The organism is Rhizobium sp. WSM409, assembly GCF_057653825.1.
The window spans coordinates 46,308-71,249 of sequence record NZ_CM172794.1; the positions used below are offsets into that span (position 1 = coordinate 46,308).

General features: G+C 62.2%; 24 protein-coding genes and 1 pseudogene. 13 read left to right on the forward strand and 12 right to left on the reverse strand.

What is annotated here, in order from left to right; all coding sequences use genetic code 11:
- Positions 1-41: 41 nt before the first annotated feature.
- Together AC25BC_RS00240 and AC25BC_RS00245 are read left to right on the forward strand one after the other, a co-directional pair.
- Complete coding sequence (locus AC25BC_RS00240) at positions 42-2,330, forward strand: NADP-dependent malic enzyme (RefSeq protein ID WP_487778531.1); 2,289 nt, start codon at positions 42-44, stop codon at positions 2,328-2,330.
- Positions 2,331-2,562: 232 nt separating this feature from the next.
- Positions 2,563-3,552 carry a helix-turn-helix transcriptional regulator gene (locus AC25BC_RS00245; RefSeq protein ID WP_012755792.1) on the forward strand — a complete coding sequence of 330 codons (990 nt, stop codon included), beginning with the start codon at positions 2,563-2,565 and terminating at the stop codon, positions 3,550-3,552.
- 336 nt (positions 3,553-3,888) lie between these two features.
- On the opposite strand, the gene olsB is transcribed toward AC25BC_RS00245, so the two are convergent.
- The 6 genes from olsB to AC25BC_RS00275 form a co-directional block, all read right to left on the reverse strand.
- A complete protein-coding gene (gene olsB / locus AC25BC_RS00250) occupies positions 3,889-4,764 on the reverse strand; it encodes a l-ornithine N(alpha)-acyltransferase (protein ID WP_012755793.1) in 876 nt (291 codons plus the stop codon).
- Positions 4,765-4,872: 108 nt separating this feature from the next.
- Positions 4,873-7,155, reverse strand: a complete 2,283-nt coding sequence (locus tag AC25BC_RS00255; RefSeq protein ID WP_128438508.1) for a PAS domain-containing hybrid sensor histidine kinase/response regulator — start codon at positions 7,153-7,155, stop codon at positions 4,873-4,875.
- A gap of 55 nt (positions 7,156-7,210) precedes the next feature.
- Positions 7,211-7,714: a signal peptidase II gene (lspA, locus tag AC25BC_RS00260; RefSeq protein ID WP_012755795.1), complete on the reverse strand. Its 504-nt coding sequence runs from the start codon at positions 7,712-7,714 to the stop codon at positions 7,211-7,213.
- Positions 7,711-8,571, reverse strand: coding sequence for a TrmH family RNA methyltransferase (locus tag AC25BC_RS00265; RefSeq protein ID WP_012755796.1), 861 nt, complete (start codon positions 8,569-8,571; stop codon positions 7,711-7,713). Before AC25BC_RS00265 ends, lspA begins: the two co-directional genes overlap by 4 nt.
- Positions 8,568-9,665 carry a class I SAM-dependent methyltransferase gene (locus AC25BC_RS00270; RefSeq protein ID WP_012755797.1) on the reverse strand — a complete coding sequence of 366 codons (1,098 nt, stop codon included), beginning with the start codon at positions 9,663-9,665 and terminating at the stop codon, positions 8,568-8,570. The genes AC25BC_RS00265 and AC25BC_RS00270 overlap by 4 nt, the downstream gene beginning before the upstream one ends.
- A gap of 185 nt (positions 9,666-9,850) precedes the next feature.
- Positions 9,851-10,441 (reverse strand): NUDIX hydrolase, encoded by a 591-nt coding sequence (locus AC25BC_RS00275; RefSeq protein WP_128438509.1) that lies wholly within the window; start codon positions 10,439-10,441, stop codon positions 9,851-9,853.
- A 123-nt stretch (positions 10,442-10,564) separates the two neighbouring features.
- On the opposite strand from AC25BC_RS00275, the gene AC25BC_RS00280 reads away from it, so the two are divergent.
- On the forward strand, positions 10,565-11,020 hold the full coding sequence (locus AC25BC_RS00280) for an SRPBCC family protein (RefSeq protein ID WP_012755799.1): 456 nt from the start codon (positions 10,565-10,567) through the stop codon (positions 11,018-11,020).
- Between the two features lie 37 nt (positions 11,021-11,057).
- Entirely contained in the window at positions 11,058-11,492 is a 435-nt protein-coding gene (locus AC25BC_RS00285; protein ID WP_026157554.1) for a GNAT family N-acetyltransferase, read from the forward strand.
- Positions 11,493-11,544: 52 nt separating this feature from the next.
- Here the strand turns inward: AC25BC_RS00285 and AC25BC_RS00290 are convergent, their stop codons facing one another.
- The 3 genes from AC25BC_RS00290 to sppA form a co-directional block, all read right to left on the reverse strand.
- Positions 11,545-11,877 carry a lipopolysaccharide assembly protein LapA domain-containing protein gene (locus tag AC25BC_RS00290; RefSeq protein ID WP_012755801.1) on the reverse strand — a complete coding sequence of 111 codons (333 nt, stop codon included), beginning with the start codon at positions 11,875-11,877 and terminating at the stop codon, positions 11,545-11,547.
- A 161-nt stretch (positions 11,878-12,038) separates the two neighbouring features.
- Positions 12,039-12,338 (reverse strand): integration host factor subunit beta, encoded by a 300-nt coding sequence (locus AC25BC_RS00295; RefSeq protein ID WP_003544934.1) that lies wholly within the window; start codon positions 12,336-12,338, stop codon positions 12,039-12,041.
- A gap of 29 nt (positions 12,339-12,367) precedes the next feature.
- On the reverse strand, positions 12,368-13,318 hold the full coding sequence (gene sppA / locus AC25BC_RS00300; protein ID WP_012755802.1) for a signal peptide peptidase SppA: 951 nt from the start codon (positions 13,316-13,318) through the stop codon (positions 12,368-12,370).
- Between the two features lie 225 nt (positions 13,319-13,543).
- Between sppA and lptC the strand changes: the two genes are divergently transcribed.
- The 7 genes from lptC (at position 13,544) to ptsN (ending at position 19,882) form a co-directional block, all read left to right on the forward strand.
- Positions 13,544-14,209, forward strand: coding sequence for an LPS export ABC transporter periplasmic protein LptC (gene lptC, locus AC25BC_RS00305; protein WP_012755803.1), 666 nt, complete (start codon positions 13,544-13,546; stop codon positions 14,207-14,209).
- 15 nt (positions 14,210-14,224) lie between these two features.
- Entirely contained in the window at positions 14,225-14,878 is a 654-nt protein-coding gene (locus AC25BC_RS00310) for an LptA/OstA family protein (RefSeq protein ID WP_041935452.1), read from the forward strand.
- Positions 14,879-14,918: 40 nt separating this feature from the next.
- Complete coding sequence (gene lptB / locus AC25BC_RS00315; RefSeq protein ID WP_003556077.1) at positions 14,919-15,695, forward strand: LPS export ABC transporter ATP-binding protein; 777 nt, start codon at positions 14,919-14,921, stop codon at positions 15,693-15,695.
- Positions 15,696-15,868: 173 nt separating this feature from the next.
- Positions 15,869-17,428, forward strand: coding sequence for an RNA polymerase factor sigma-54 (gene rpoN, locus AC25BC_RS00320; RefSeq protein WP_012755805.1), 1,560 nt, complete (start codon positions 15,869-15,871; stop codon positions 17,426-17,428).
- A gap of 127 nt (positions 17,429-17,555) precedes the next feature.
- Positions 17,556-18,479: a DMT family transporter gene (locus AC25BC_RS00325; protein ID WP_128438510.1), complete on the forward strand. Its 924-nt coding sequence runs from the start codon at positions 17,556-17,558 to the stop codon at positions 18,477-18,479.
- Positions 18,480-18,771: 292 nt separating this feature from the next.
- Positions 18,772-19,347 (forward strand): ribosome hibernation-promoting factor, HPF/YfiA family, encoded by a 576-nt coding sequence (hpf, locus tag AC25BC_RS00330; protein ID WP_012755807.1) that lies wholly within the window; start codon positions 18,772-18,774, stop codon positions 19,345-19,347.
- Between the two features lie 70 nt (positions 19,348-19,417).
- Positions 19,418-19,882, forward strand: a complete 465-nt coding sequence (gene ptsN, locus AC25BC_RS00335) for a PTS IIA-like nitrogen regulatory protein PtsN (protein WP_128438511.1) — start codon at positions 19,418-19,420, stop codon at positions 19,880-19,882.
- A 60-nt stretch (positions 19,883-19,942) separates the two neighbouring features.
- Here ptsN and AC25BC_RS00340 read toward each other — a convergent pair.
- From AC25BC_RS00340 to AC25BC_RS00350, 3 genes and pseudogenes are all read right to left on the reverse strand, one after another.
- Positions 19,943-20,191, reverse strand: a pseudogene (locus AC25BC_RS00340) (methyl-accepting chemotaxis protein); the annotation flags it as partial.
- 190 nt (positions 20,192-20,381) lie between these two features.
- Positions 20,382-21,281, reverse strand: a complete 900-nt coding sequence (locus AC25BC_RS00345; protein WP_012755810.1) for a ribokinase — start codon at positions 21,279-21,281, stop codon at positions 20,382-20,384.
- Positions 21,282-21,361: 80 nt separating this feature from the next.
- Positions 21,362-22,585, reverse strand: a complete 1,224-nt coding sequence (locus AC25BC_RS00350; protein WP_012755811.1) for a DNA recombination protein RmuC — start codon at positions 22,583-22,585, stop codon at positions 21,362-21,364.
- A 206-nt stretch (positions 22,586-22,791) separates the two neighbouring features.
- Between AC25BC_RS00350 and AC25BC_RS00355 the strand changes: the two genes are divergently transcribed.
- The gene (locus tag AC25BC_RS00355) at positions 22,792-24,276 is read left to right on the forward strand and encodes a globin-coupled sensor protein (RefSeq protein ID WP_128438512.1); all 1,485 of its coding nucleotides are present in this window, start codon (positions 22,792-22,794) and stop codon (positions 24,274-24,276) included.
- 97 nt (positions 24,277-24,373) lie between these two features.
- Positions 24,374-24,889, forward strand: coding sequence for a peptide deformylase (gene def / locus AC25BC_RS00360; RefSeq protein WP_012755813.1), 516 nt, complete (start codon positions 24,374-24,376; stop codon positions 24,887-24,889).
- Positions 24,890-24,942 lie beyond the last annotated feature (53 nt).

Genomic DNA, 24,942 nt, shown 5'->3' on the forward strand with positions numbered 1-24,942 from the left:
GAGGAAGAGCAAAGCGTCGCCCACAGGACGTTGGAGGATTTATGCCCGATATCGATAAGAAGGACCGGCCGGTGACCTCGGTTACCGACCAGGAGGCGCTCGATTTTCACGCAATGGGCCGGCCCGGCAAGCTGGAGATCAACCCGACCAAGCCGATGGCGACGCAGCGTGACCTCTCGCTTGCCTATTCGCCGGGCGTTGCCGTGCCCGTGAAGGCGATCGCCGCCGATCCGCAGACCGCCTATGATTACACGGCGCGCGGCAATATGGTCGCCGTCATTTCCAACGGCACGGCAATCCTCGGCCTCGGCAATCTCGGCGCGCTGGCGTCCAAGCCCGTCATGGAGGGCAAGGCGGTGCTGTTCAAGCGCTTCGCCGATGTCGATTCCATCGACCTCGAGATCGATACCGAAAATGTCGACGAGTTCATCAACTGCGTGCGCTTCCTCGGTCCTTCCTTCGGCGGCATCAACCTCGAGGATATCAAGGCACCGGATTGTTTCGTCATCGAAAGCCGGCTGCGCGAGCTGATGGACATTCCGGTGTTCCATGACGACCAGCATGGAACGGCGATCATCGCCGCCGCCGGCCTGATCAACGCGCTGGAGCTGACCGGCCGCGACCTGAAGACGACGAAGCTCGTCTGCAACGGCGCGGGTGCTGCGGCGATCGCCTGCGTCGAACTCATCAAGGCGATGGGTTTTGCGCCCGAGAACGTCATCCTCTGCGATACCAAGGGTGTCATCTACCAGGGCCGCACCGAGGGCATGAACCAATGGAAATCGGCGCATGCGGCAAAGACCGACACGCGCACGCTGGAAGAGGCGATGAAAGGCGCGGACGTCGTTTTCGGCTTGTCGCAGCAGGGCGCGTTTTCGGCCAAGATGATCCGCTCGATGGCGGAGCGGCCGATCATCTTCGCCATGGCCAATCCCGATCCCGAGATCACGCCGGAAGAGGTGGCTCGCATCCGCGACGACGCCATCATGGCGACGGGCCGTTCGGACTATCCGAACCAGGTCAACAACGTCCTCGGCTTTCCCTATATCTTCCGCGGCGCTCTCGACGTCCGTGCCTCGACCATCAACGATGCGATGAAGATCGCCGCCGTCAATGCGCTGGCAAACCTTGCCCGCGAGGACGTGCCCGATGACGTGGTTGCCGCCTATCAGGGCAACCGGCCGCGTTTCGGCTCGCAATACATCATCCCCGTTCCCTTCTTCGATCCGCGCCTGATCTCGGCGATCCCGGTCGCGGTGGCGCAAGCCGCGATCGAAAGCGGCGTCGCCCGCAAGGTCATCACCGACATGGCCGGTTATGCCCGCGAGCTTTCGGCGCGCCGCGATCCGATCGCCTCGACGCTCGCCAGCCTCTATGAGCGCGTCCGCCGCCGTCCGAAGCGCATCGTCTTTGCCGAGGCCGAGGAAGAACAGGTCCTGCGTGCGGCGATGTCCTACGCCAACCAGCAGCTCGGCACCGCCATCCTGCTCGGCCGCGAGGACCTGATCCGGGCTACGGCCGAACGCGCCGGCATCGATCTCAACCGGCCGGGCCTCGAAATCGTCAATGCCCGGCTTTCGACCCGGGTCGAGGCCTATATCGACTATCTCTATGCCCGGCTGCAGCGGCACGGTTATCTCCACCGCGACGCCCAGCGGCTGATCCATAACGACCGCAACCACTTCGCCGCCACCATGGTGGCGCTCGGCGATGCCGACGGCATGGTGACGGGCATTACCCGAAACTATTCGACGGCGCTCGAAGATGTGCGCCGCTGCATCGACGAGAAGCCGGGCCACCGCGTCATCGGCGTGTCGCTGGCGCTCTGCCGCGGCCGCACGGTCTTCGTTGCCGATACGGCGGTGCACGACATGCCGACGGCCGAAGAGCTTGCCGATATCGCCGAAGAGGCCGCGGGTCTGGCGCGGCGCATGGGTTATCCGCCGCGTGTCGCCTTGCTGGCTTATTCCACCTTCGGCCATCCCTCGGGCGAACGCTCCGAGCGGGTGCGCGAGGCGGTGAAGATCCTCGACAAGCGCCGCGTCGATTTCGAATATGACGGCGAGATGGCGGCCGATGTCGCCCTGAACCGCAAGGTGATGGAGCAATATCCCTTTTGCCGCCTCTCCGGCCCGGCCAACGTCCTCGTCATGCCGGCCTTCCACTCGGCCTCGATCTCGACCAAGATGCTGCAGGAGCTCGGCGGCTCCACGGTGATCGGCCCGATCCTCGTCGGCCTCGACAAGCCGGTGCAAATCACCTCGATGGGCGCCAAGGACAGCGACATCGTCAACATGGCGGCGATCGCCGCCTACGGGGCGGGTTCGTAAACTCCTCCGGCCCACATTATGAGACGGCATTCCGTGCCCGGCCGACTGCCCGTCGGCCGGGCATAAGTTTTCGTGCGCCGTCGCGATGAAGGCTGCTCTTCCGATAAGTCATACTTTTGATACAATAGGCCTATAGGGCGGCATAAATTTGCCCGCAGGGACATTGAAAAAACTGCGGGCAATCGATGCGGTTTCGCAGCTCAGTTGTTTAATATCAGCCGGTTGGTTCCCCATGCCAGAAAATGCATCCGCCAATTTCACCCCCCGATTTCAGGGGGCAACTTTCGACGATATGGTCGGGGCTCTGACCAAGGGGTTTGGTTCGTTCGACGCATGGCGCGATGGTCGAGACAAACCGCTCGACTGGAAGGTCGGGTTTTGGGGTGATGAAAGCTTGTCGCTGGTCAGCAACCAGGATTCCGGCGGCTGGGGTGCAAGAACGGCCCATGGAACGCCGGAAACTCTGGCAATCATCGTTCCACGCACTGGTGCTCTCGATGTAACGCTTGGTCGGTCTGTGATCGAAGGGACACCTGGGCGGCTGCTGTTGGCGAACAATCTTGAGCCGGAACGGATTTCCGTGCGGGCAGCGCCGCACCGGTCAGACACACTGAGTCTGAGCTGGACAATCATCGCTCAGACCGTTGCCTCCGTATTGGAGACCCCCCTGATCGGGGCAATGGACTTGGCACCGGTCATTGATCTTTCCACGGCGGCGGGCCGGTTGATCGGCAGTCTCGCCCAAACGATCATCATCGGCATGCGCAACAACGGGCCGCTCCTTGCCTCGCCAATCGCCATGTTGAACCTGACCCAGGCGTTTGCCGATCTGCTGGTGCGCTCGGTTCCTCATCGGCTCTCGCATCTTCTCGACAGGAAAATCCATCTGATCGCACCCCGGCATGTCCGTCGGGCAATTGAATTCATGCATGCAAACATCGCAGAGCCGTTGACGATGCAGAGTGTCGCGGAGGCGGCAGGCATTTCCATTCGCGCTCTTGAAAGCGGTTTTCGTGCCTTCAAGGGAACCACACCGGCTGCCTACCTCAGGACGATCCGCTTGCAAGCGGTCCGGGAGGATCTGCGCGATCCTTCAAACCGGCAGCCGTTGCGGGACATCTGCTTGAAGTGGGGATTCTTTCACTTTGGCCGCTTTGCGGCAACCTATCGGGCGGCGTATGGAGAGAACCCGTCGGACACCAGAAGGCGATCCGATCACTAGAGCCTTTCCGGGTTAGATTGAAGCATTCTGTTGGCTCAAACGGAGTCGGATGGTCGACCGGCCGGCGCGCGTCGTAGCCAAGCTCTACGGCCAAGCCGGCCGGTCGATCAGCCGGCCCGTTTCAGCCAACCCGAAGGGCCGGGCATCTTTCCGCCAGGATCAGAGGCGATCGGCTCGGACGTACCAAGAGGTATGCCCTTCGCCAATCGCCTCTGCCCTGACGAAAACCTGCTCCGGCAGAATGCTGCAATCTGACCAGGAAAGGCTCTAAGGGCACGCCATCGGAGAGGCTGGAATTGGCTTTTCACAGGCAGATGATCGTCTGCGCAAATTAAATTAGCTCGCGAAGCGGCCGGCATCGGCGCCGTAATAATTCAGGTAACGGTCCGAGATGCTGGAGATCGGCAGCACGATCAGCACGTCGGTCGTGTTGAAGGCATGATCGATGACCGCGCTGGAGCCGACCATCGCGCCGAGGCGGAGATAGCCCTTGATCAGCGGCGGCAGAGCCATCAGCGCCCGCTTCGGGTTGATGGCTTCGACCGGCATCAGGTCCATGTTGCGGGCCAGATGCGGCAGCGCCCCGATGGCCCATTCGTTCTTCGCCAGCACATTGTGGTAGAGGAAGGACAGTGCCAGCGCGTGGCTTTCGAGATAGACGCCGGGGAACGAGGCGCAGCCGAACATGGCGCTGACGCCGTGTTTCAGCGCATAGGCCCAGTTGCCCTGCCACAGGAGCTCGACGGTGCGCTTGGTGCGGTATTCCGGCAGCACGCAGGAGCGGCCGAGTTCCATGAAGCGCTTGTCCGGGTGTTTGGCGATGAGGCCCTCGATTTCGAATTCGGAAGCCGAGTAAAAACCGCCATTGGCGATGGCGACATCTTGACGCAACAGCCTGTAGGTGCCGACGATCTGGTCTTCCGGGTCGCCCTCGATCGAGCGGTCGAGAACCAGAAGATGGTCGCAGACAGCGTCATAGGCGTCGACGTCGCGCTGTCGGCGCATCGCATCCAGCGGCAGCTGCGCCTTCATTTCGTCGACGAAGACGCGGTAGCGCACGGCCTGGGCGGCATCGATCTCGCGTGCCGTGCGGGCAAGGCGGGTCTCCAGATTGCCGATGCGGCCGAGGATATCGCCGTCCTTCTGCACAGCCGTCGAGGGCGGTGCAGCCTCCGCGGTGGTGTCACGATTCAGGATGTCGATGGCGGACATGACGATTCTCCCGTTGCCGGCTTATCGACGCCATAAAACACTTCTCTACGACAGGAAAGTGACATTCTGAATTTCCAGGCGCAAGAAACATGCCGGTTCCCGAGGCGCTCACCGCGCCTCTGCCCGGCGGGCGGAAAGGGCGGCAACCGCTTGAACTTCGGTCAGCAGCCGCACCGGATCGACCGGCTTTACCATGACGCGGTTGGCGCCGTTGAGCAAGACCTGGCGGCGCGATTCGTCGCTCTTGTCGGCCGTCAGCACGATCACCGGCACCGAGGCGAGATCGAGCCGCCGCTCATGGCCGCGCAGGCGTCCCAGCATGTCGATGCCGTTGCCGCCAGGCATCGAGAGGTCGCTGATAATGATATCGGGCCGGGCATTGGCCTCGCAGAGCGCGTAGTCGAGCAGGGTCTCGAAATCCTCGACATGGCGCACCTTATGCCCGCCCTTTTCCAGGACGACGCGCACCAGCATGGCATTGATCGGATCGTCCTCGCCGAGCAGGATGCTGAGCCCGCTGGCGGCAACCAGCGTCTCCGCTACCGAAAGGCCGAAGCCCGGCTGGTTGTCGTTCAGCGCGTCGCGCTTCTCCATGCCGCGCATGCGCCCGCGCAGCACGTCGATCAGCGACTGTTCGCGCAGCGGCCGGATCAGCCAGGCATCGAAGAGGTCGAGCGGATGGGCGCTGCGCTCTTCCGGATTGACGAGCAGGACCTTGCGCAGGCCAAGGGCGGCGATTTCGGCGCGATCGGCAAGATGGGCGGAAAATTCCGCCGACATCCGATGGTCGATGATGATATCGGTCGGCCGCCGCCCGCCCTTTGCCAGCTCGAGCAGCGTTGCCCGCGCCGTCTCGCCGTCGCCGACGAGATGGCAGAGGCCGCCGAGCGTGGTGATCGTTTCGGCGATGGCGGTGCGCGCCGCACCTGCCGGCGCCAGTAGCACGACGCTGTTGCCTGAAAGCAGCGTGTTTCGCCGGTCGGGGCGCTCGCTGTCGATATCGACAGGGAAGCAGATGGTGAATTCGCTGCCTCGGCCCTTTTCGCTGGCAACCGTCAGCGCGCCGTTGAATTCGCGCATGATGCGGGCGGAGATGGCAAGGCCGAGGCCGGTCCCGCTGCTCTTGTCGACAACGCTCCCGCCCTGCTCGAACTCGCCGAAGACGCGCGCCTGCTCCTCCGTCGTCATGCCGGGACCGCTATCGGTCACGGTGATCGAGAGGTCGTCGTCGTCGAGCGACACGCGGATGAAGACGCCGCCAACCTGGGTGAACTTCACGGCATTGCCGATGACGTTGAACAGAACCTGGCGCAGCCGCGCCGGGTCGAAGCTCATATTTTCGGGCACGTCGGAGGACACGGTGGCGCCGATCTCGATACCCTTTTCATGCGCCCGGTGGGCGAGCATCTCGACGACGCTTTCCAGAAGCTTGCGCAGCGATTCCGAGCGCGGGTGCAGCGCGAAGCGGCCGACTTCGATGGTGGAGAAATCGAGCAGATCCTCGACGAGCTGCGTCAATGCATGGCCGGACTGGCGGATGTTCGCGAGATAGTTCTGCTGCTCCTGCGTCAACCGCGTCTCCGCGATCAGATGCGTCATGCCGAGGATGCCCGAAAGCGGCGTGCGCACCTCGTGGCTGACGGTGGCAAGCAGCCTCGATTTCGCGGCGCTGTTATATTCGGCCTTCTGGCGGGCTTCCTCGCGGCCCTGCGCGATCAGCCGCTCGTCGGTCACGTCGCGGGCAACGCTTTGCAGCAGCAGGCGGCCGTTCGCCGGGTCGCGGGTAACGACGTCACGCCAGAGGAAGATGCGCTGGCCTTCCGGCGTCGAGATCTCGACATCGTAGCAATGCGGTATCGAACCGGGGCGGAAGGCAAGGCCGATCTCCTCGCAGGTTTTTCCTTCCGGACGCAGCCGCCCGGTCAGGCGGCGAAACGTGTCATTGGCGGAGATGATGCGCCGGTCCATGGTGCGGCTGACCGTGATGTCGCCGAGCACGTCGTGCACGTCGGCAAACAGCTTTGCGCCGCCATTCTCATCCGGCATGGATTGACCGGGGCGCTGCCCGGCCTTGCGCGAGCGAACCATCAGCAGGGCATAACTGGCGATGACGGCCAGGCCAAGGACGACGAGACCGCCCGAAAGCAGCAGCGGATCGCCGGCATGGGCAAGCAGCATCAGGATCGTTGCGGCAAGAAGGCCGGCGCCGCCGAGCCAGTAGAACAGCAGGCGCCGTGTCGGTGCAGGTCCGTCCTGGCGGTCATCGGCGCCCCGGGGTGCCGGTGCGTTCGGTCGTGCGAAGACCGCCTCCATCCGCTTCTCATGCGGCTTGGCGGCGGGTCCACCGAAGGCGGCGGACAATCTTTCCTGCAACTGTCCCAGGTTCTGCATGCTATCTGGATAACATGAGGCCCGTTCCGAATGCCTTCAGGATTTCGATAAGATTTTAGCGGCTGGCCTTTTTCGGCAGCAGCAGCTCGTCGAGAATGACGCAGCCGGCCCCGATGGTGATGAAACTGTCGGCGAGATTGAAGACCGCGAAGGACCAGCTCTCGGTGTAGAATAGAATGTAATCGATCACATGCCCATAAGCGAAGCGGTCGACGAGATTGCCGATCGCGCCGGCGATGATCAGCGCATAACCGAGATGGGCGATCCAGCGATCCTTCGCCGTGCGGTACCACAGCCAGATGACGAAGGCGACGATGATGAGCCGCATGCCGACGATGAACCAGCCGTCCATGCCCGACAGCATCGAAAAGGCGACGCCGAGATTGTAGGTGCGGTAGAGCGCCAGCATCGGAACGACGGGTACGGCCTCCTGTAGCGGCAGGTAATGATCAACGGCGATCTTGACGGCCTGGTCGATGAGAACGGCGACGACGATGAAGAAGAGGATCGGCGCCGGGCGCGAAAACAGCGCCGGGCGTGCATGCGTCTGTTCGGTCATTTGCCCTCGGCAAGTGAGAGGAGATGGCGGCGTGCCTCGAAAAGCATGACGGCGGTGGCGACGGCGAGGTTCAGCGAATCGGCGCGGCCCTGCTGCGGAATGCGGGCAAGCGCGTCGGCCTCCCTGGCCAGCTGCTCCGGCAGGCCGGATTGTTCGTTGCCCATCAGGAGCACGACGGGCTTTTTCCGGTAGTCGATCGTCCGGTAATCGACCGCGCCGGCAAGATGCGTCGCGACGACGGAAACGCCGGCCGATTTCCGCCAGGCGATGAATTCCTCGGGCGTCGCCCGCGCGACCGGAACGGCAAAGACCGAGCCCATGGTGGCCCGCACGGTTTCGAGCGAGAAAGGATCAGTCGTTTCTCCGAGAAGTATGATGCCGGAAGCCCCCGCCGCATCGGCCGTGCGGATGATGGTGCCGAGATTGCCGGGGTCGCGCACCCGGTCGAGCGCCACCCATGTCTCGCCGTCGCTCAGTCGGATACCTTTGAGCGGCGTCCAGCGCTGCTCGAAGATGCCGACCACCATCTGCGGGTTGTCGCGGCGGGTGATCGAGGCGATCACCTTTTCGCTGACCTCAAGCACCAGCCCGCCCGACGCGACGGTCTTTGCCGCCATCTGCTCGACCAGCGGCTTGCCCTTGGCGGCCTTGGCATAGACCAGCGTGCGGATCGCCCAGCCGAGTTCGATCGCATCGATGATGAGTTTCAGTCCTTCGGCCAGGAAAGTACCGCTTTCCTCGCGCGACTTCTTGTTCGTCAGCGCCTTGATGTCCTTGATGATCGGATTGGCGAGCGAAGTGACTTCCTTCACCTGCCCGACCCTGCGCGGTCCCTGATCGTGGAAGTCCTTGCTCATTTCGGCACCCAGCGGGAAAAGAGGGAGGTGGAGAGCGCGCGGCCCTGCGTCTTGCCGTCGGTGCCGGCCTCGCGGATCACCAACTCGCCGGATTCGACCACGCCGCCGGCGCCACGCATCGTCTCGCGCATCAGCTCATGGATCGAATAGAAGCTGGCGCGGATCGAATAGGCCGTCAGCACCAGGCCCACGGCCTTCGGCGACAGGATCTCGCGGCAGACGTCGAGCATCAGAGGCAGATGCTCGAAGAGATGCCAGACTTCGCCATTGGGGCCGCGGCCGAATTTCGGCGGATCGGTGAGGATGATATCGTATTGGCTGCCGCGGCGTTCCTCGCGCAGGATGAATTTCATCGCATCCTCGCAGATCCAGCGGATCGGCAACTTCTCCATGCGCCCGAGCGCCTGGTTTTCCCTTGCCCAGCCGATCGCCTTCTTCGAGGCGTCGACATGGGTGACCTCGGCGCCAGCTGCGGCGGCAACCAGCGAGGCGACGCCGGTATAACCGAAGAGGTTCAGCACCTTCAGCGGCCGGCCGGCCTTTTCGACCTGCTCTTTCATCCAGCTCCAGTGGACGATCTGCTCCGGGAAGACGCCGACATGACGGAAGGAGGTGAAGCGGCCGAGAAAATCGACACCGAGCAGATTGAGCGGCCAGGTCTCGCCGAGCGCCTCCTTCGGAAAGCGCCAGCGGCCGGCGCCTTCCTCGTCGGTATCGCCGGTGAAGGCGGCATCGACCTTTTCCCAGACTTGGGGCGCCAGCGAAGGCCGCCACAGCGCCTGGGCTTCCGGACGGATGATGCGATAGGGGCCGTATTGCTCGAGCTTTTCGCCGTTGCCGCTGTCGATCAGGTGGAAGTCGCCGGCCCCGAGCGATTCGAGAATGACGGGCACGCGCTCAGTCGGCCGCTCGCCGCTGCGTGTCATCAGAGGACGCACGACGGCGGCAGGCACAGCAGCCTCGCGCACCGCCTCGCGGGTTGCCGCGGGCTGCGCGACCGGCTTCGGCGGCCGGCCTGCCCGATCGTCCCTGCGATTTTCACCGGAAGGACCTGATGTTTTCTTCTGGCCCGGCCGGCCTTCTCTCTGTTTCAACGTGCTCTTCCGCGTCTCTGTCGGGGTGTGGTATCGGCTTTGTCCGCTGCAGCGCCGCGCGTCTTTTGAAACGCGCAAAGCACATTGCGGCACTTTGAATATGCAGTAGCCCAGAAAAGCCGGGCGGATCAACTGCGCTGCCGGCCAAGCCCGGGCAAGCGGAGAGGGTTCTCCCGGCGCGGCGCCTATTTTACGCCTTCGGAGGCCTGTGTGCGAAGCCAGCTTTCCACCGCATAGAGGGCCGCGACATGCATCGACTGCATGATGACGGCGCCGGACTGCAGGTCGCCAAGGATGGCAGCTAGATCCGTAAACAGCAGCTCGACCTTCTCTCCGGGGTCGAAAGATGGTTCGCCGGCCCGGCTGAGACCCAGCGCCAGCCAGCTCGTCACCACGTTGCTGTGGCTGGCGGCATTTGGGTAGGAGGTGAGCAGCTTGACGAAGGTCGAAGCTTCATAGCCGGTCTCCTCCCGGAGCTCGCGCCGGGCCGCCGCCATCGCCGCATCGCCGGTCTCGCTGTCGCCGGGTTCGAGGCTGCCGGCGACCAGACCGAGCACAATCTCGCCGCGGCCGTGCCGGTATTCCCGCGTCAACAGCACGCGCCCGTCAGGCATCACAGGGATGACGTTGATCCAGTCGGGATAATCGAGCACATGGAATGGCGCGACGACGGTTCCATCGGCGGTGACGCAATCGTCGCTCCGGACCCGGATCCAGCGATCCTCATAGGTGATCCGGCTTGCCGTCACGCTCCAGGGCTTCAGTTCGTCGTTCATCGGCCCATCCCTTGTGTGTCAGATGTGTGTCAGATCGGAACCCGGCAGATAACATTCCGTCCTGCCTTGGCAAAGCGCTTTCGCGCTGGGATAAGATGAGCGAATCGAAGATGGGGCCATCGAATGGATTTCACCGGCGAAGAACGCATCGCCGCGCCGCGGGACATCGTCTGGGCAGCACTCAACGATCCCGAGATCATGCGCGGCTGCATTCCGGGTTGCCAGAGCATCGAGCGGCTGTCGCCTGATGTCTTCGAGGCGACGATCAAGGTCAAGTTCAGCCTGTTGTCCGCCACCTTCCACGGGCTGCTGACGCTTTCCAACGTCGATGCGCCGAAGAGCTATACGCTGTCGGCCGAAGGCAAGGGCGGCCTTGCCGGCTTCGCCAGGGGCAGCGCCGATATCGTGCTTGAGGAAAGGGGTGCCGAGACCATCCTGCACTACCGGTCGAAGGCCGAACTCGGCGGCAGGCTCGCCCAGCTGGGTGCCCGCCTGCTCGATTCGACCTCGCAAAAGCTCGCCGAAGGGTTCTTTTCGGATTTCAATGCCGCGGTCGTCGCGAAGATGGCAGCGGGTTAGGCTTGGCGCGGGCGCAGGGTTTGTTTAAATCGGCATGATGACGTGGACCATCAGGCCGCCGCGGGCGGAAGACCAGGAAATACTCGCGGAGATTTATCTTTCCGTACGCCGCGAAACATTCGTCTGGGTCGATCCCGGCAAATTCCATCGCGAGGATTTCGCTGCCCATACCAATGGCGAGACGGTCTTCGTCTGCGCGCATGAAAACGGCCGCGTTGCCGGCTTCCTGTCGCTCTGGCCAGCCGATGATTTCATCCACATGCTCTATATCAGCCCTGAATTTCAGGGCCAGGGTGCCGGTAAGGCGCTGCTGCAGGCGCTGCCGGAATGGCCGCAACACCGGTACCGGCTGAAATGCCTGGTGAAGAACCGGCGGGCAAAGGCGTTCTACCTTTCCCACGGTTTCCACGTGACCGGCAACGGCACCTCGCCGGAGGGCGACTACGAGGAACTGAGCTTTTTTCCGGCTTGACAGCCGCCGAAAGCCGGCCGCCGAATCCGAGCCAATCGAATATTGACCGGTTTTACCGCGCCGGCAGCTGCCCGGCGATTTCCTCGGCGCGGTTCTTGTGGCGGTCGGCCTCGCTTTGCCAGCGGATGGCTTCCTTGGCCTCGGTGCGGGCGCGCCTGCGGTGTTTGCCCTGGCTGAACCAGGTCGCGGCCGCCCCGATCAGCATGCCGGCGATCAGCACGACGACCAGGAAGACGAAGAAGGGCGCAGAAACCGCCAGCACCTGATCATCAGGCCGGAACGGATTGAAGGCGAGCGTGACGCTCTGCCGGTTGGCGACGCAGAAGACGATGAGGATGACGCCGAGCGGCAGCAGAATCAACAGGTTGACGATCTTCTTGGCCATTTGAGGTCTCCACGCGGCAGATTGCGCCGGTCTTTTTGAGGGGCGCGTTTCATGCTTGCAGCGCTATGTGTCCTTGATAGGACACGCAAAGCACGATGCGTTACCAGAATAGGAAAACGGCCCTCGAGTTCAAGTGCGGTTTCGCCGCAGGCAGCGACGGTTCAATCCTCTTCGTCGGCCTGGCCGGGATTGAGCCGCTCGCGCAGCTCCTTGCCGGTCTTGAAGAAGGGAACCCACTTCTCCTCGACGAAGACGGTATCGCCGGTCCGCGGGTTGCGGCCGGAGCGCGACGGGCGGTTCTTGACCGAAAAGGCGCCAAACCCGCGCAATTCGACTCGGTTACCCGCAGCCAGTGCATCCGTGATCTCGTCGAGAACCGCGTTGACGATATTCTCGACGTCGCGATGATAGAGATGCGGGTTGCGTGCCGCAACAATCTGCACCAATTCAGACTTGATCACTTTCGCCCCCTTAAATTATTGATTTCTTATCAATCGTGGCCAACCTGCCAAACTGAAAGCAGCCCGTCAAGAAGCAACTTTGGGGGCAGGATTCCATTGATATCCTGGGTTTTCATGAGATCATCATAACCGAAGATCGTAATCAACCGAGAAACAGCCCCAGCGAGCAGAAAGGGCGTATTGCTCTTCTTGTCCCAGTCCACCATGGGCAGATCACTGTCGACGCCGCGTGACGTCAGATAGGCGCGGATCTCAGCCTCGCCGCCGATTGCATCGACAAGTTTCACCTTCAGCGCCTGGCGGCCGGTATAGATCGTGCCGTCGGCCAGTTTCAGCACCTCGTCGCGCGGCAGCTTGCGCCGGTCGGCGACCAGGTCGACGAACCAGTTATAGCTGTCGACCACCATGTTGCGGATCATCGCCTTGGCTTCCTCGCTTGCCTCGTGGAAGGGCGAGGGCTCGGCCTTCAGCGGCGAGGACTTGATTTCCTGCAGCGAGACGCCGATCTTGTCGAGCAGCGGCTGGATCTGCGGATACTGGAAGATGACGCCGATCGAGCCGGTGATCGAGCTGTCGCCGGCAATGATCGTATCGCCGGCGGTGGCGATCATGTAGCCGGCGGAGGCGGCAAGCGTGCGCACGTCGGAGACGACAGGCTTCTTGGCAGAGATTGCACGGATCGCCTTGAAGATTTTTTCGCCGCCATAGGTCGTGCCGCCGGGCGAGGAGATCGAAATCACCACTGCCTTCACCTGATCGCTGATCTCGACCTTCTTCAGCCGCTCCAGAAGCTCGTCGTCATCGACGATCAGCCCGGATATCGTCACATGGGCGATGTGCGGGCGCTCCGTCCCGGCATCGCCGAGGGCAAAGCGGTAGAAGGCGAAACCAAGTGCCACGATGAGGGCCACCGCGATGACGCGCCAGAAGCCGAGCTTACGACGCAGCCGCCGGCGATCGGCGATGATCGAACTGTCCATAGAAACCTCCAGCGCTGGCACCAGCTTCGGCATGCCGCCGATCGATCCGGTGAAATAGGGTGGCAGCGGCCCGTACGAATGCCACTTTTGAATGTTTTTCCGTTTTGTTGCTTGTTGCAGAAAAAATTCCATATTGGCAAGCCAATGTAATAATGCGAAACGAACTGTGATTGGCGGCCGGCTTTGTTATGAAGGCGCGGCGATCACCGCACATGGACGAGGCCTATGCTCGATACCCTGAAGAACAACGGACATGCCGCCTATTCAGGGTCCGGCAAGAATGCCTATGGCGATGCGTTGTTCCATTCCGCCCGCGTGCGGCGGCTGAAGATATTGCTGCCGGTGGCGGCCCTCATCGTCGCGGCGAGCCTCACCGCGGTGGCGTTAGTCAGCATCTATCTGCCCGAAAACATCAAGATGGAAGGCGCCAAGATCGAGAACGGCAAGGTCGTGATGGAAAAGCCGGCGATATCAGGTCGCAATTCCGACGGCATCAATTATTCGATGCTGGCCGAAAGGGCGCTGCAGGATATCCGCAATCCCGATCTCATCACGCTCGAGACCATCAAGGCCGCCGTGCCGATGAATGACGGCCTGATCGCCCGTGTCGTCGCCTCGACCGCCGATTACAATCGTGCCACCGACAATCTGCATATGACGGCCCCCTTCACCCTGGTGCTGAGCAGCGGCCTCAATGCGAATTTCCAGTCGGCACAGCTCGACATCAAGGGCGGAAACATGCGGAGCGACGACCCCGTCACCATCACCAAGGACAATGCCTCCATTGTTGCGAAGACGCTTCAGATAACCGATAAGGGGCGGGTGATCACATTCGAGGGGAATGTTCGCATGAATGTCGATCCATCCACCATCCATAAACAGGGCACTTAACCAGCCGGGTCATCCATGACAAAAGATTGTCGCTTTTCCACTTGCAAGACAGGCATGGCATTCATTGCCGGCGCATTTGCCCTTATTCTGACGGCCTCGGGCGCGGGCGCGCAGCAGGCGACGGCCACGATGCCGGGCATGAAGCTGTCCAACGACCAGCCGATCCAGATCGAAAGCGACAAGCTGGAGATCCACGACCAGGAACACACCGCTCTCTTTACCGGCAACGTCAAGGTCGTCCAGGGGGCGACGACGATGCAGTCCGGCAAGATGACCGTCTATTACAAGGACAAGGCGGCAAAGCCGGCCACTGACGGGACGCAACCGGCGGCCCAACCCGCAGCGCAGCCGCAGCAGTCTGCCTCGCTTGCATCGGGGAGTGCCGATATCGACAAGATCCTGGTGACGGACAAGGTCTTTTTGACCTCGGGCACGCAGACGGCGACCGCCGATGACGGCAATTTCGACATGGCCTCGCAGACATTCATCCTCACCGCGGATGAGGGAAAAAAAGTTATTCTGTCGGACGGGCCGAATGTTTTTACCGGCTGCAAGCTGACGGTTCACATGCAGACCGGCCAGGCGGAGCTTGAAAGCTGCGGCGGGCGTGTCCAGATTCAGCTCGATCCGAAGTCGAAGCCGAATACACCGCAGCAGAAGCAGAACTGAGAAGCCGGCCTCCCACGTGAAATTAACATCGCTATCCACCATGTTCGGCAAGCCCGGGCCACAAGCTGCGGGCGCCGCCGACAAGAGCCGCTATCAGGGAACGCTGATCGCACGCGGTCTGACGAAGACCTATGCGACGCGGCGCGTCGTCAACGGCGTCTCGCTGGTGGTGCGCCGCGGCGAGGCCGTCGGCCTGCTCGGCCCGAACGGCGCCGGCAAGACCACCTGTTTTTACATGATCACCGGCCTGGTGCCGGTCGATGAAGGCACGATCGAGATCGACGGCAACGACGTCACGACCATGCCGATGTACCGCCGATCGCGCCTCGGCGTCGGTTACCTGCCGCAGGAAGCCTCGATCTTCCGAGGGTTGACGGTGGAAGAGAATATCCGCGCCGTCCTCGAAGTGCATGTCAAGGACAAGGCCGAGCGCGAGCAGAAGCTGAACGAGCTGCTGGAGGAATTCCATATCCAGAAGCTGCGCAAGAGTGCCGCCGTCGCCCTTTCCGGCGGTGAGCGCCGCCGCCTCGAAATCGCCCGTGCGCTTGCGACCGACCCGACCTTCATGCTGCTCGACGAACCCTTCGCCGGCGTCGACCCGATCTCGGTCGCCGACATCCAGAATCTCGTTCACCACCTGACGGCACGCGGCATCGGCGTTCTCATCACCGACCACAATGTCCGCGAGACGCTGGGTCTCATCGACCGCGCCTACATCATCCATGCCGGTGAGGTACTGACCCATGGCCGGGCGAACGACATCGTCAACAATCCGGAAGTGCGCCGGCTCTACCTCGGCGACAATTTCAGCCTCTGACGTCAGATCCGGATGATTTTAGGCCGGATCGGCAGAAATTCACTATGCCGGCATAGTTCCGCTTGACCAAATACAATAAAAAAGCAATTTTTGGGCCAACTTGGATTTCCGTGGCCTGAAGCCTTGATCGGACGCGGTTTCCCGGAGGAATCGAGGGGAGTTTTGCGTCCGTCATGGCACTGTCCGCCAATCTTTTCCTGCGCCAGACTCAGTCTTTGGTGATGACGCCGCAACTGATGCAATCCATCCAGTTGCTGCAGATGACGCATTTCGAACTCAACCAGTTCATCGCCCTGGAAGTGGAGAAGAACCCGCTGCTCGAATTTCCGTCGAATGACGGCGAGGCGGGCGGCGAACGCGGCGAAGCCGAAGATGGAGAGTATGCTCATCAGCCGGAGGATGCCGGGTCGGACGACGGTTACGATAACCGCACCGAGGCGCTCTCCAGCGACTGGTATGACAATGGCGGCAGCGCCAGCACCAGCCGGCTGAACGACGAGCTCGACGCCAATTACACCAATGTCTTTCCTGACGACGGTGCCCCGCAGCGCCTCGATGCGCCGGAGCTCGTCAGCCAGTGGAAGTCGATGCCGGGCAGCGGCGAGGGCGCCGACTACGATCTCGACGATTTCGTCGCCGGCCAGGTGTCGCTGCGCGATCATCTCGCCCAGCAGATCCCCTTCGTCCTGCCCGACATGGCCGACCGGCTGATCGCGCAGAATTTCGTCGACCAGCTCGACGACTGCGGTTATCTGCAGGCCGATATCGTCGAGGCGGGCGAGAGGCTGGGCACGAGCCTCGCACAGGCAGAGCGCGTGCTCGCCACCCTCCAGAGCCTCGATCCGCCGGGTGTTTTCGCCCGCAGCCTCGCCGAATGCCTGGCGATCCAGCTGAAGCAGAAGGACCGATATGACCCGGCCATGCAGGCTCTGGTCGAAAATCTCGAACTGCTTGCCCGGCGCGATTTTGCCACGCTGAAGCGGCTTTGCGGCGTCGACGAGGAAGATCTTCTCGACATGCTCGGCGAGATCCGCCAGCTCAATCCGAAGCCCGGCAGCGGTTTCGAGGCGGGTATTTCCGAAGCGATCATGCCCGATGTGGTCGTCAGAGCCTCCTCGGATGGCGGCTGGCTGGTCGAGCTCAATCCGGATACGCTGCCGCGAGTGCTGGTCAACCAGTCTTATTTTTCCCGGGTGACAAAGAACGGCGAGGATCACGCCTTCCTCTCCGATTGCCTGCAGACCGCCAACTGGCTGACGCGCAGCCTCGATCAGCGGGCTAAAACCATCATGAAGGTGGCAAGCGAAATCGTCCGCCAGCAGGACGCCTTCCTGCTGCACGGCGTCGACTATCTGCGCCCGCTGAACCTGAAGACGGTCGCCGAAGCGATCAAGATGCATGAATCCACCGTCAGCCGGGTCACGTCGAACAAATATATGCTGACGCCGCGCGGCCTCTTCGAACTCAAATATTTCTTCACCGTCTCGATCAGCGCCGTCGCAGGCGGCGACAGCCATTCGGCCGAAGCCGTGCGTCACAAGATCCGCGCGCTGATCCTGCAGGAGAGCCCGGAGGCGGTGCTTTCCGACGACGATATCGTCGACATGCTGAAGAAGGGCGGGGTCGATCTCGCCCGCCGCACCGTTGCGAAATACAGGGAGGCGATGAACATTGCCTCTTCGGTCCAGCGCCGCCGCGAGAAGCGGGCGCTCGCCAAGGTCGCCGGTTTCTAACGCGGCAACGCTTCGGCCTCGATCGAAGCATCCGGCCCGCAAATCCCGTTATTCCTCTCCAGCGCCCTGCGTCTTAGACATGCAAACGGCGCCGAAACCCTGTGAATTGTCTTCAACGAATATCGAAATGCCGACCATGATGCCGCAAAATTCCAACCTTGCCAGGGAGCTTTTCCTGCTGCTGGTGCTGGCGACCCTTTGGGGTTCCTCCTATAGCTTCATCAAGATCGGCGTCGAGACGATCCCGCCGATAACGTTGATCGCCGCTCGCACGCTGATTGCCGGCGGCATTCTGCTGGCCGTCCTGCGCCACCGGCGTGTCCGCCTGCCGCGCGATCTCGCCACCTGGCGGCGGTTTTTCGTTCAGGCCTGTCTGAACAGCGTCGTCCCCTTCACTCTGATCGCCTGGGCGGAACAGTCCGTCGATGCCGGACTGGCGGTGATCCTGAATTCGGCAACGCCGATCTTCACCTTCCTGCTGACCGTGCTGATCACCCGCCATGAGCAGGTGACGTTGCGAAGGCTTTTTGGCGTCATGGCCGGGCTTGCCGGCATCTGCCTCGTCATCGGCGTCGAAGCGCTCGGCGGTCTCGGCGAAAGCCTGATGGCGCAGCTTGCCATCATCCTGGCGACCATCTGCTATGCAGGTGCCGCGATTTTCAGCAAGAACTTCAAGGGGCTCGACCCCGCGGTGCCGGCGGCCGGCTCGTTGATCTCAGGCGCGGTTGTTCTCTTGCCGATGAGCCTCGTCGTCGATCGGCCGTGGGAAATCGATCCTTCGCCGGCATCGATGCTGGCGCTGCTGGCCCTCTCCGCCTTTTCGACGGCGCTCGCCTTTGTGATCTATTTCCGTCTCGTCCAGACGCTGGGTTCGGTCGGAACCACCGCGCAAGCCTATCTCAGAGTGCCGATCGGGGTTGCGATCGGCATCGTTTTTCTCGGCGAAAGGCTGAGCCCGACGGCCTGGATCGGGCTCGTCTGCGTCATAGCAGGTGTCGCCGCCATGACGATCCCTGCAAGGAGGGGCACAACGCAGGCACGAAACGCCTAAACTGTATGGGGTGGCGATCGGCGGCATGCCTTGCCCGACTGGGTATCCGCCACACGTTGACCGAGTGCCGCCGACGGTGATTCGGCGCCCTATTGACTTTTCGGCAAGCTCTGGCTAGAAGCCCGCCGCAATCGATGCCGTGAACGGCGTCTGGAGTTATCCCCAGCATCAGAAGGGCACTAAGGACCCGCAGGCCTAAGCCGATCTTGCTTGAGATTGTGCGAAGTGCTTGGATGAACCTGAGGCTTGGCGTAAACTGATACCCGCAAACGACCATAAGAAGGGAAACTCCATGAGTGTGCGTGTATCCGGGAAACATATGGAAATTGGTGAATCTTTCCGTCAAAGGATCGAGGACCAAATTGGTATGGCCATCACGAAATACTTCGACGGGGGATATTCCGGCCAGGTGACCGTGGAAAAGGCGAGTTCTCGTTACTCGGCGGATTGCAAGCTTCATCTCGACAGCGGGGTGGTGCTGCATGCGGCCGGCGAGGCGACCGACCCGCAATTGGCTTTCGACGCCGCCTCCCAGCGGATCGAAAAACGGCTGCGGCGTTACAAGCGCAAGCTGAAGGACCATCACGCCGGAAACCATCTGAATGGTTTTGCAGAGGTCTCCTACACGGTTATGGATTCCGTTCCTGATCACGATGATGAAATCGCTGACGATTTCGCTCCGGCGATCGTCGCTGAAAGCACGAAGCAGCTGAAGACCATGTCGGTCGCCACCGCAGTGATGGCGCTCGACATGACCGACGAGCCGCTTCTCCTGTTCCGCAGCCCCGGCAAGGAACATCTGAACATCGTTTACCGTCGGCACGACGGAAATATTGGCTGGATCGATTCAGCCAGTATCAAAGGCTGAGATCAGGGTGGTGAGCGGCGGTATTGCCGCCGCTCCTTGCATTTGATCCCGGCGACAGAAGGAAAAAGAAATGGCATTGGCAGATTTGCTCCATCAGGATGCGATCATTCCCGCCCTCAGAGTAAATTCCAAGAAACAGTTGCTTCAGGAATTGGCTGCAAGAGCCTCCAGGATCACCGGGCTTTCCGAACGGGAGGTCTTCGACGTCATCCTGCAGCGCGAACGCCTGGGCTCGACCGGAGTCGGCAACGGCATAGCCATTCCCCACGGCAAGCTGGGAAACATCCATTCGATCGTCGGCATCTTCGCCCGGCTGGAGCAGCCGGTCGATTTCGAGGCGCTGGACGACCAGCCTGTTGATCTCGTGTTCCTGCTGCTTGCGCCGGAGGGCGCGGGCGCCGATCATCTCAAGGCTCTGTCGCGTATCGCCCGCGTGCTACGCGATCACGATCTGGTCGCCAAGCTGCGCGCCACCGATTCCGCCTCGGCGATCTACGCCTTCCTCAACGAAGAGCAGACGTCGAACGCTGCCTGAGCGGCATTAATTCCTTCCCGAAATGCAAAAAGGCGCCTGATCTCCCAGGCGCCTTCTGCATTATGAGGGGCGGAAAGATCGAGGCGAAGGGGCTGAAGTCGCCGGTGCCCGCATCTTTCGGGCGACAGAGGCGAGGACTACGGCGTTGCCCGAACCCGAGACGCTGAAACGCGTGGCCAGCGCCTTCAGCGTTTGTGCCTCGTCGTTGAGTGCGACGCTCGCAGCGGTCGCTTCCTCCACCATCGCCGCATTCTGCTGTGCCCCCTGGCCCATCTGCATCATGGCCTGGTTGATTTTCTTCAAGCCAACGACGATGAAGAGCCTGAGCGGAACTTGTTGAGCAAACTCGGTGCTGGAAGTCCACTCATCGACCCTTCGGGCCACCGTCTCCCCGCTGGGGAGAAGGGGGAATCGAGACGTTGCCGCAAATCTCTTCTCCCCTCGAGAAGACGGTGCCGGCAGGCGTATGAGGGGGCTGCCGCCGTCTATCCTTCAAGATTTATATCCTGTCTGCGACTTCCTCGCTCAAGGGGATCGACGGTTGCGCTCCGGCCTTGAGGCAGGCGAGCGAACCGGCGACTGCCGCACGGCGCAACGCCGAGACAAAATCGAGGCCGTCGTCGAGGCTGGCGGCGAAATAGCCGCAGAAAGTGTCTCCCGCACCGACCGTATCGACAGGTTGGATTTTGAGACCCTGCGCCCTCGAAATCGACCCGTCGCGAATGGCGATGACACCGTCGGCGCCGAGCGTCACGATCAGCGTCTGCCCCGTCTCCGCATGCAGACGCACAAGGGCTGCCTCCCGCGCTTGGGCGTCCATGCCCTCTTGTCCGGCGAGCCGCTCGAACTCGGTCTCGTTGGCAATGACGATATCGGCGAGCCGGCCGAGACGCGGGGCATCGGGGATCAGCGGCGCAAGGTTGAGGATGCTGGTGACGCCCTTGGCGCGGGCGGCCGACAGCGCGCCTTCGACGGCAGCAGCCGGCACTTCGAGTTGCAGCATCAGGACATCGCCTTCGTCCATGCGGCCGATCGCGGTCTCGGCATCGGCAGGCGTGACCTGGCCATTGGCGCCGGGAACGACGGCGATCATGTTTTCTCCGTCGCCGCCGACGAGGATCAGCGCCGTGCCTGTTGGACCGTCGACATGTTTGATCAGAGAAAGGTCGGTGCCTGCATCATCGAGCAGGGCCAGCGCTTCCGCAGCAAAAGCATCCTTGCCGACGGCGCCGGCCATATGCACGTACCGGCCGGCGCGGCGCGCTGCCAGCGCCTGGTTGGCGCCCTTGCCGCCGGCGGCCGTGGCAAAGCCGTTGCCGGCCACCGTCTCGCCGGGCTTCGGCAGGCGCTCGGTCGTGGCGATGAGATCCATGTTGATGGACCCGAAAACTGTGATCATGAATGTGTCCCGTCTTCTGGAGCATGCTGACGACATCATGCTCCTACTGTTTCATGCGGGCGCGACACTGCCCGAAGCGGTCACTCCTCGTCAACCACCCGCAGCTTCAGAAGACCAGTGCGGCTCTCCACCGATTTGGCTGCGGCTTCGCTGTCGCGGGCAGGCTTGGCATCGCCGCCGGCCTCGAATTCCAGCGCTTCGATCCTGGCGCCGCGCCTGGTGAGCTTGTCGGCTGATGTGACCACCATGTCGATATCCTTCTGCGCCATGGCGAAATGGCCCTGCAGCTTGCGCACCCGCTCGTCGAGGCGGCTGAGATCGTCCATCAGGATCGCCACTTCGCCCTGGATCAGATGCGCCTGCGCCCGCATGCGCTGATCCTTGAGCACGGCCTGGATGACCTGGATCGACAGCATCAGCAGCGACGGTGAGACGATGACGATGCGCGCACGGTGCGCCTTCTGCACCACCGGCTCGAAGTGCTCATGGATCTCGGCGAAGATCGATTCGGACGGCACGAAGAGAAAGGCCGTATCCTGGGTTTCCCCCTGGATCAGATATTTCTCGGAAATATCCCTTATATGGACCTCCATGTCGCGGCGGAATTGCTGGCCGGCGATCTTGCCGGCCTCGGGGCTGCCGGCGTCTCGGATAGCGTTCCAGGCTTCGAGCGGAAATTTTGCGTCGATCACCAGCGGCGGCGCGCCGTTCGGCATGCGGATCGTGCAGTCCGGCCGCGAACCGTTGGACAGCGTCTGCTGGAAGGCGTAGGCGCCCATCGGCAGACCGTCGGCGACGATCGTTTCCATTCTCGACTGGCCGAAGGCGCCGCGCGTCTGCTTGTTGGACAGAATGGCCTGCAGCCCGACGACATCCTTGGCGAGCGTCTGGATATTGTTCTGCGCGGCATCGATGACCGCCAGCCGCTCCTGCAGCCGCTGCAGGTTCTCATGCGTCGATTTGGTCTGCTCGGTGATCGTCGAGCTGACTCGCTGCGACATGCCGTCGAGGCGTTGGCTGATCGTCTGGTTGAGTTCGCTCTGCCGCGCGCCGAAGACCTCGGTCATCGCCGCGATGCGGCCCTGCATCTCTGCCTGAATCTTCAAAAGCTCGCCCATGCGCGCTTCGTTTTCCTCAGCGCGAAAGTTCGCTTCCTCCGCCTGCTCGCGGCGAAGGCCGGAGCCGCGCAGCAGAAGCACGATCACCAGCAGGACGAGGACGGCGAGACCCCCGCCGACAAGCGCCAGCATGGCCGGGCTGATCGAGGCAAGGGAAAGGGCGAGCGATTCGGAATGGACGGTCATGCCGCAAGCATAACAGAAGAAGCGCCGATTTATAGATCAAAACGTGAACAGAGTGGACGATCCTCAATATCTTCGCAAGCCGTTGCTCTTCCGCGTCCACCGAAAAGAAATGTCGCCGCGGCTTAACGATTGCTCAACCATATTGGCCAAAACCTGCGGCGCTGAAATCCCCTCCCGCGCGCGTCGCGCCAAGTACAGAGATCCCCATGACCGCCCAGCAGACCGACAATGCCCTCAGGCAGCGCCTCGATTTCATCGAGCTGGATGAAACGGCGCGCAAGTCGATGCGGGATCTGCGCCCTGTCATCTCAGAGCTGATCGGCGGCGCCCTCGATAAATTCTACGCCAAGATGGCCAAGACCCCCGCTGTCGCCGACAAGTCCCAACTGGGCCATGCCAAAAAGCGTCAGCAGGATCATTGGGTCAATCTTACTGGCGGCACGTTCGACGAGAGCTATGTCGACGGCGTGACCACCGTCGGCCGCATGCATGAGCGCATGGGGCTGGAACCGCGCTGGTCTATCGGCGGTTACGCCATCGTCATGTCCGAACTCGTCAAGGGCATCGTGGAAAAGCAGTGGCCTTCGTTCTTCGCGCGCCAGCAAGGCAAGCTGCTGGCCGAGAAGCTGTCGGCGGTCGTCAAATCAGGCATGCTCGACATGGATTATTCCATCTCGGTCTATCTCGAGGTGCTTGAAGCAAAGCACCGCGCCTTGGAAGAGCAGCGCGCTGAGGCCCAATCCGACCAGGCGATCGCGCTGGAGCAGCTGCGCCGCGGTCTGGAAGCGTTGTCGAACGGCGATCTCGAAGCTACTTTGCCGTCCGACCTGCCGGGCAATTTCTGGCAGATGGCCGAGGACTACAATCGCGCCGTCAGCGCCCTTCGCCAATCCTTCGCCTCCGTGCGCGAGACCTCCGGCCATATCAAGACCGGCGCCGACGTCATTTCCAACGCGACCAACGATCTGGCACTGCGCACCGCCCAGCAGCCGGCAGGCGTCGAGGAGAGCTCGGCCGCGCTGCAGCAGCTGTCCGTCAGCGTCGGCCAGACGGCCGCCAATGCCGAGAAGGCGTCGGAGGCCGTGCGCGAGACACAGCAGAAGGCGAAGAACTCCGGCGAGCTCGTCACCAGCGCCGTCTCGGCGATGGCCGGCATCGAGAAATCCTCGACCGGGATCTCCAAGATCATCGGCGTCATCGATGAGATCGCCTTCCAGACCAATCTGCTGGCGCTAAACGCCGGTGTCGAGGCGGCCCGTGCCGGCGATGCCGGCAAGGGTTTTGCCGTCGTCGCCCAGGAAGTCCGCCAGCTCGCCCAGCGTACCGTGGAAGCAGCCAAGGAGATCAAGAACCTGATCTCGCAGAGCTCGACCCAGGTCAATCAGGGTGTCGGCATCGTTTCCAGCACCGGCGAGGCGCTGAACGACATGATCAGCCGCATCGACATCATCAACCGTTTCGTCGCCGATATCGCCGCCGCCGCCCGTGATCAGGCGACCGGCGTCAACGAGGTCAGCCTCGCCGTCCGCAACATGGGTGCGATCACCCAGCAGAATTCGGACATGGTCGAGCACTCTTCGGCGGAAACCCGCCGCCTGAAGGACGAGGTGGAGACCCTGATCGAGCTGCTGCGGCGCTTCCGCGCCCGGCCGGAGGGCCGTTCCGCGGGTGCTGCCCGCCGGGCGGCCTGAGGCGAATATGGCGAAATTCCAGGCGGGGATGCAAAAAAGCGTATTCCCCGGCTGCCGGATAATTCCATAGTCGGAAAAGATGGGTTATGGGAACGCCATGACCATCAAGCCACTCATCATTCTTCCCGATCCCGTTCTCCGCCAGCTGTCGAAGCCGATCGAGCGGGTGGATTCCGACCTGCAGCGTCTTGCCGACGATATGCTGGAAACCATGTATGACGCGCCGGGCATCGGCCTCGCTGCCATCCAGATCGGCGTGCCGCGCCGCATGCTCGTCATCGACATCGCTCGCGAGGGCGAGGAAAAGCAGCCGCAGGTCTTCATCAACCCGGAGGTCGTCAAATCCTCCGACGAGCGCTCCGTCTATGAGGAAGGCTGTCTTTCGATTCCGGATTATTATGCCGAGGTGGAGCGCCCGGCTGTCGTCTCGGTCAAGTATCTCGACCGGAACGGCAAGGAACAGACCGTGGAAGCCGACGGCCTGCTCGCCACCTGCCTGCAGCACGAGATCGACCACCTGAACGGCGTGCTGTTCATCGATTACATCTCGCGGCTGAAGCGGGAGATGGTGATCAAGAAATTCACCAAGGCGGCGAAGTCGAAGGCGCTCTGACACTGCGTTGAAAATCCAGCGGCGACGCACTATGATATCACTGATATCATGAT

Bases quoted from the DNA above. Each gene is read 5' to 3' on its own strand.
- rpoN (WP_012755805.1), top strand. From the start codon at position 15,869: ATGGCACTGTCCGCCAATCTTTTCCTGCGCCAGACTCAGTCTTTGGTG.
- AC25BC_RS00280 (WP_012755799.1), top strand. From the start codon at position 10,565: ATGGATTTCACCGGCGAAGAACGCATCGCCGCGCCGCGGGACATCGTC.
- lspA (WP_012755795.1), bottom strand. From the start codon at position 7,714: ATGACCGAACAGACGCATGCACGCCCGGCGCTGTTTTCGCGCCCGGCG.
- AC25BC_RS00310 (WP_041935452.1), top strand. From the start codon at position 14,225: ATGACAAAAGATTGTCGCTTTTCCACTTGCAAGACAGGCATGGCATTC.
- AC25BC_RS00285 (WP_026157554.1), top strand. From the start codon at position 11,058: ATGACGTGGACCATCAGGCCGCCGCGGGCGGAAGACCAGGAAATACTC.
- lptB (WP_003556077.1), top strand. From the start codon at position 14,919: ATGTTCGGCAAGCCCGGGCCACAAGCTGCGGGCGCCGCCGACAAGAGC.
- AC25BC_RS00255 (WP_128438508.1), bottom strand. From the start codon at position 7,155: ATGCAGAACCTGGGACAGTTGCAGGAAAGATTGTCCGCCGCCTTCGGT.
- ptsN (WP_128438511.1), top strand. From the start codon at position 19,418: ATGGCATTGGCAGATTTGCTCCATCAGGATGCGATCATTCCCGCCCTC.
- AC25BC_RS00275 (WP_128438509.1), bottom strand. From the start codon at position 10,441: ATGAACGACGAACTGAAGCCCTGGAGCGTGACGGCAAGCCGGATCACC.
- sppA (WP_012755802.1), bottom strand. From the start codon at position 13,318: ATGGACAGTTCGATCATCGCCGATCGCCGGCGGCTGCGTCGTAAGCTC.
- olsB (WP_012755793.1), bottom strand. From the start codon at position 4,764: ATGTCCGCCATCGACATCCTGAATCGTGACACCACCGCGGAGGCTGCA.
- AC25BC_RS00290 (WP_012755801.1), bottom strand. From the start codon at position 11,877: ATGGCCAAGAAGATCGTCAACCTGTTGATTCTGCTGCCGCTCGGCGTC.
- def (WP_012755813.1), top strand. From the start codon at position 24,374: ATGACCATCAAGCCACTCATCATTCTTCCCGATCCCGTTCTCCGCCAG.
- AC25BC_RS00355 (WP_128438512.1), top strand. From the start codon at position 22,792: ATGACCGCCCAGCAGACCGACAATGCCCTCAGGCAGCGCCTCGATTTC.
- AC25BC_RS00325 (WP_128438510.1), top strand. From the start codon at position 17,556: ATGCCGACCATGATGCCGCAAAATTCCAACCTTGCCAGGGAGCTTTTC.
- AC25BC_RS00240 (WP_487778531.1), top strand. From the start codon at position 42: ATGCCCGATATCGATAAGAAGGACCGGCCGGTGACCTCGGTTACCGAC.
- AC25BC_RS00350 (WP_012755811.1), bottom strand. From the start codon at position 22,585: ATGACCGTCCATTCCGAATCGCTCGCCCTTTCCCTTGCCTCGATCAGC.
- AC25BC_RS00265 (WP_012755796.1), bottom strand. From the start codon at position 8,571: ATGAGCAAGGACTTCCACGATCAGGGACCGCGCAGGGTCGGGCAGGTG.
- AC25BC_RS00345 (WP_012755810.1), bottom strand. From the start codon at position 21,281: ATGATCACAGTTTTCGGGTCCATCAACATGGATCTCATCGCCACGACC.
- lptC (WP_012755803.1), top strand. From the start codon at position 13,544: ATGCTCGATACCCTGAAGAACAACGGACATGCCGCCTATTCAGGGTCC.
- hpf (WP_012755807.1), top strand. From the start codon at position 18,772: ATGAGTGTGCGTGTATCCGGGAAACATATGGAAATTGGTGAATCTTTC.
- AC25BC_RS00245 (WP_012755792.1), top strand. From the start codon at position 2,563: ATGCCAGAAAATGCATCCGCCAATTTCACCCCCCGATTTCAGGGGGCA.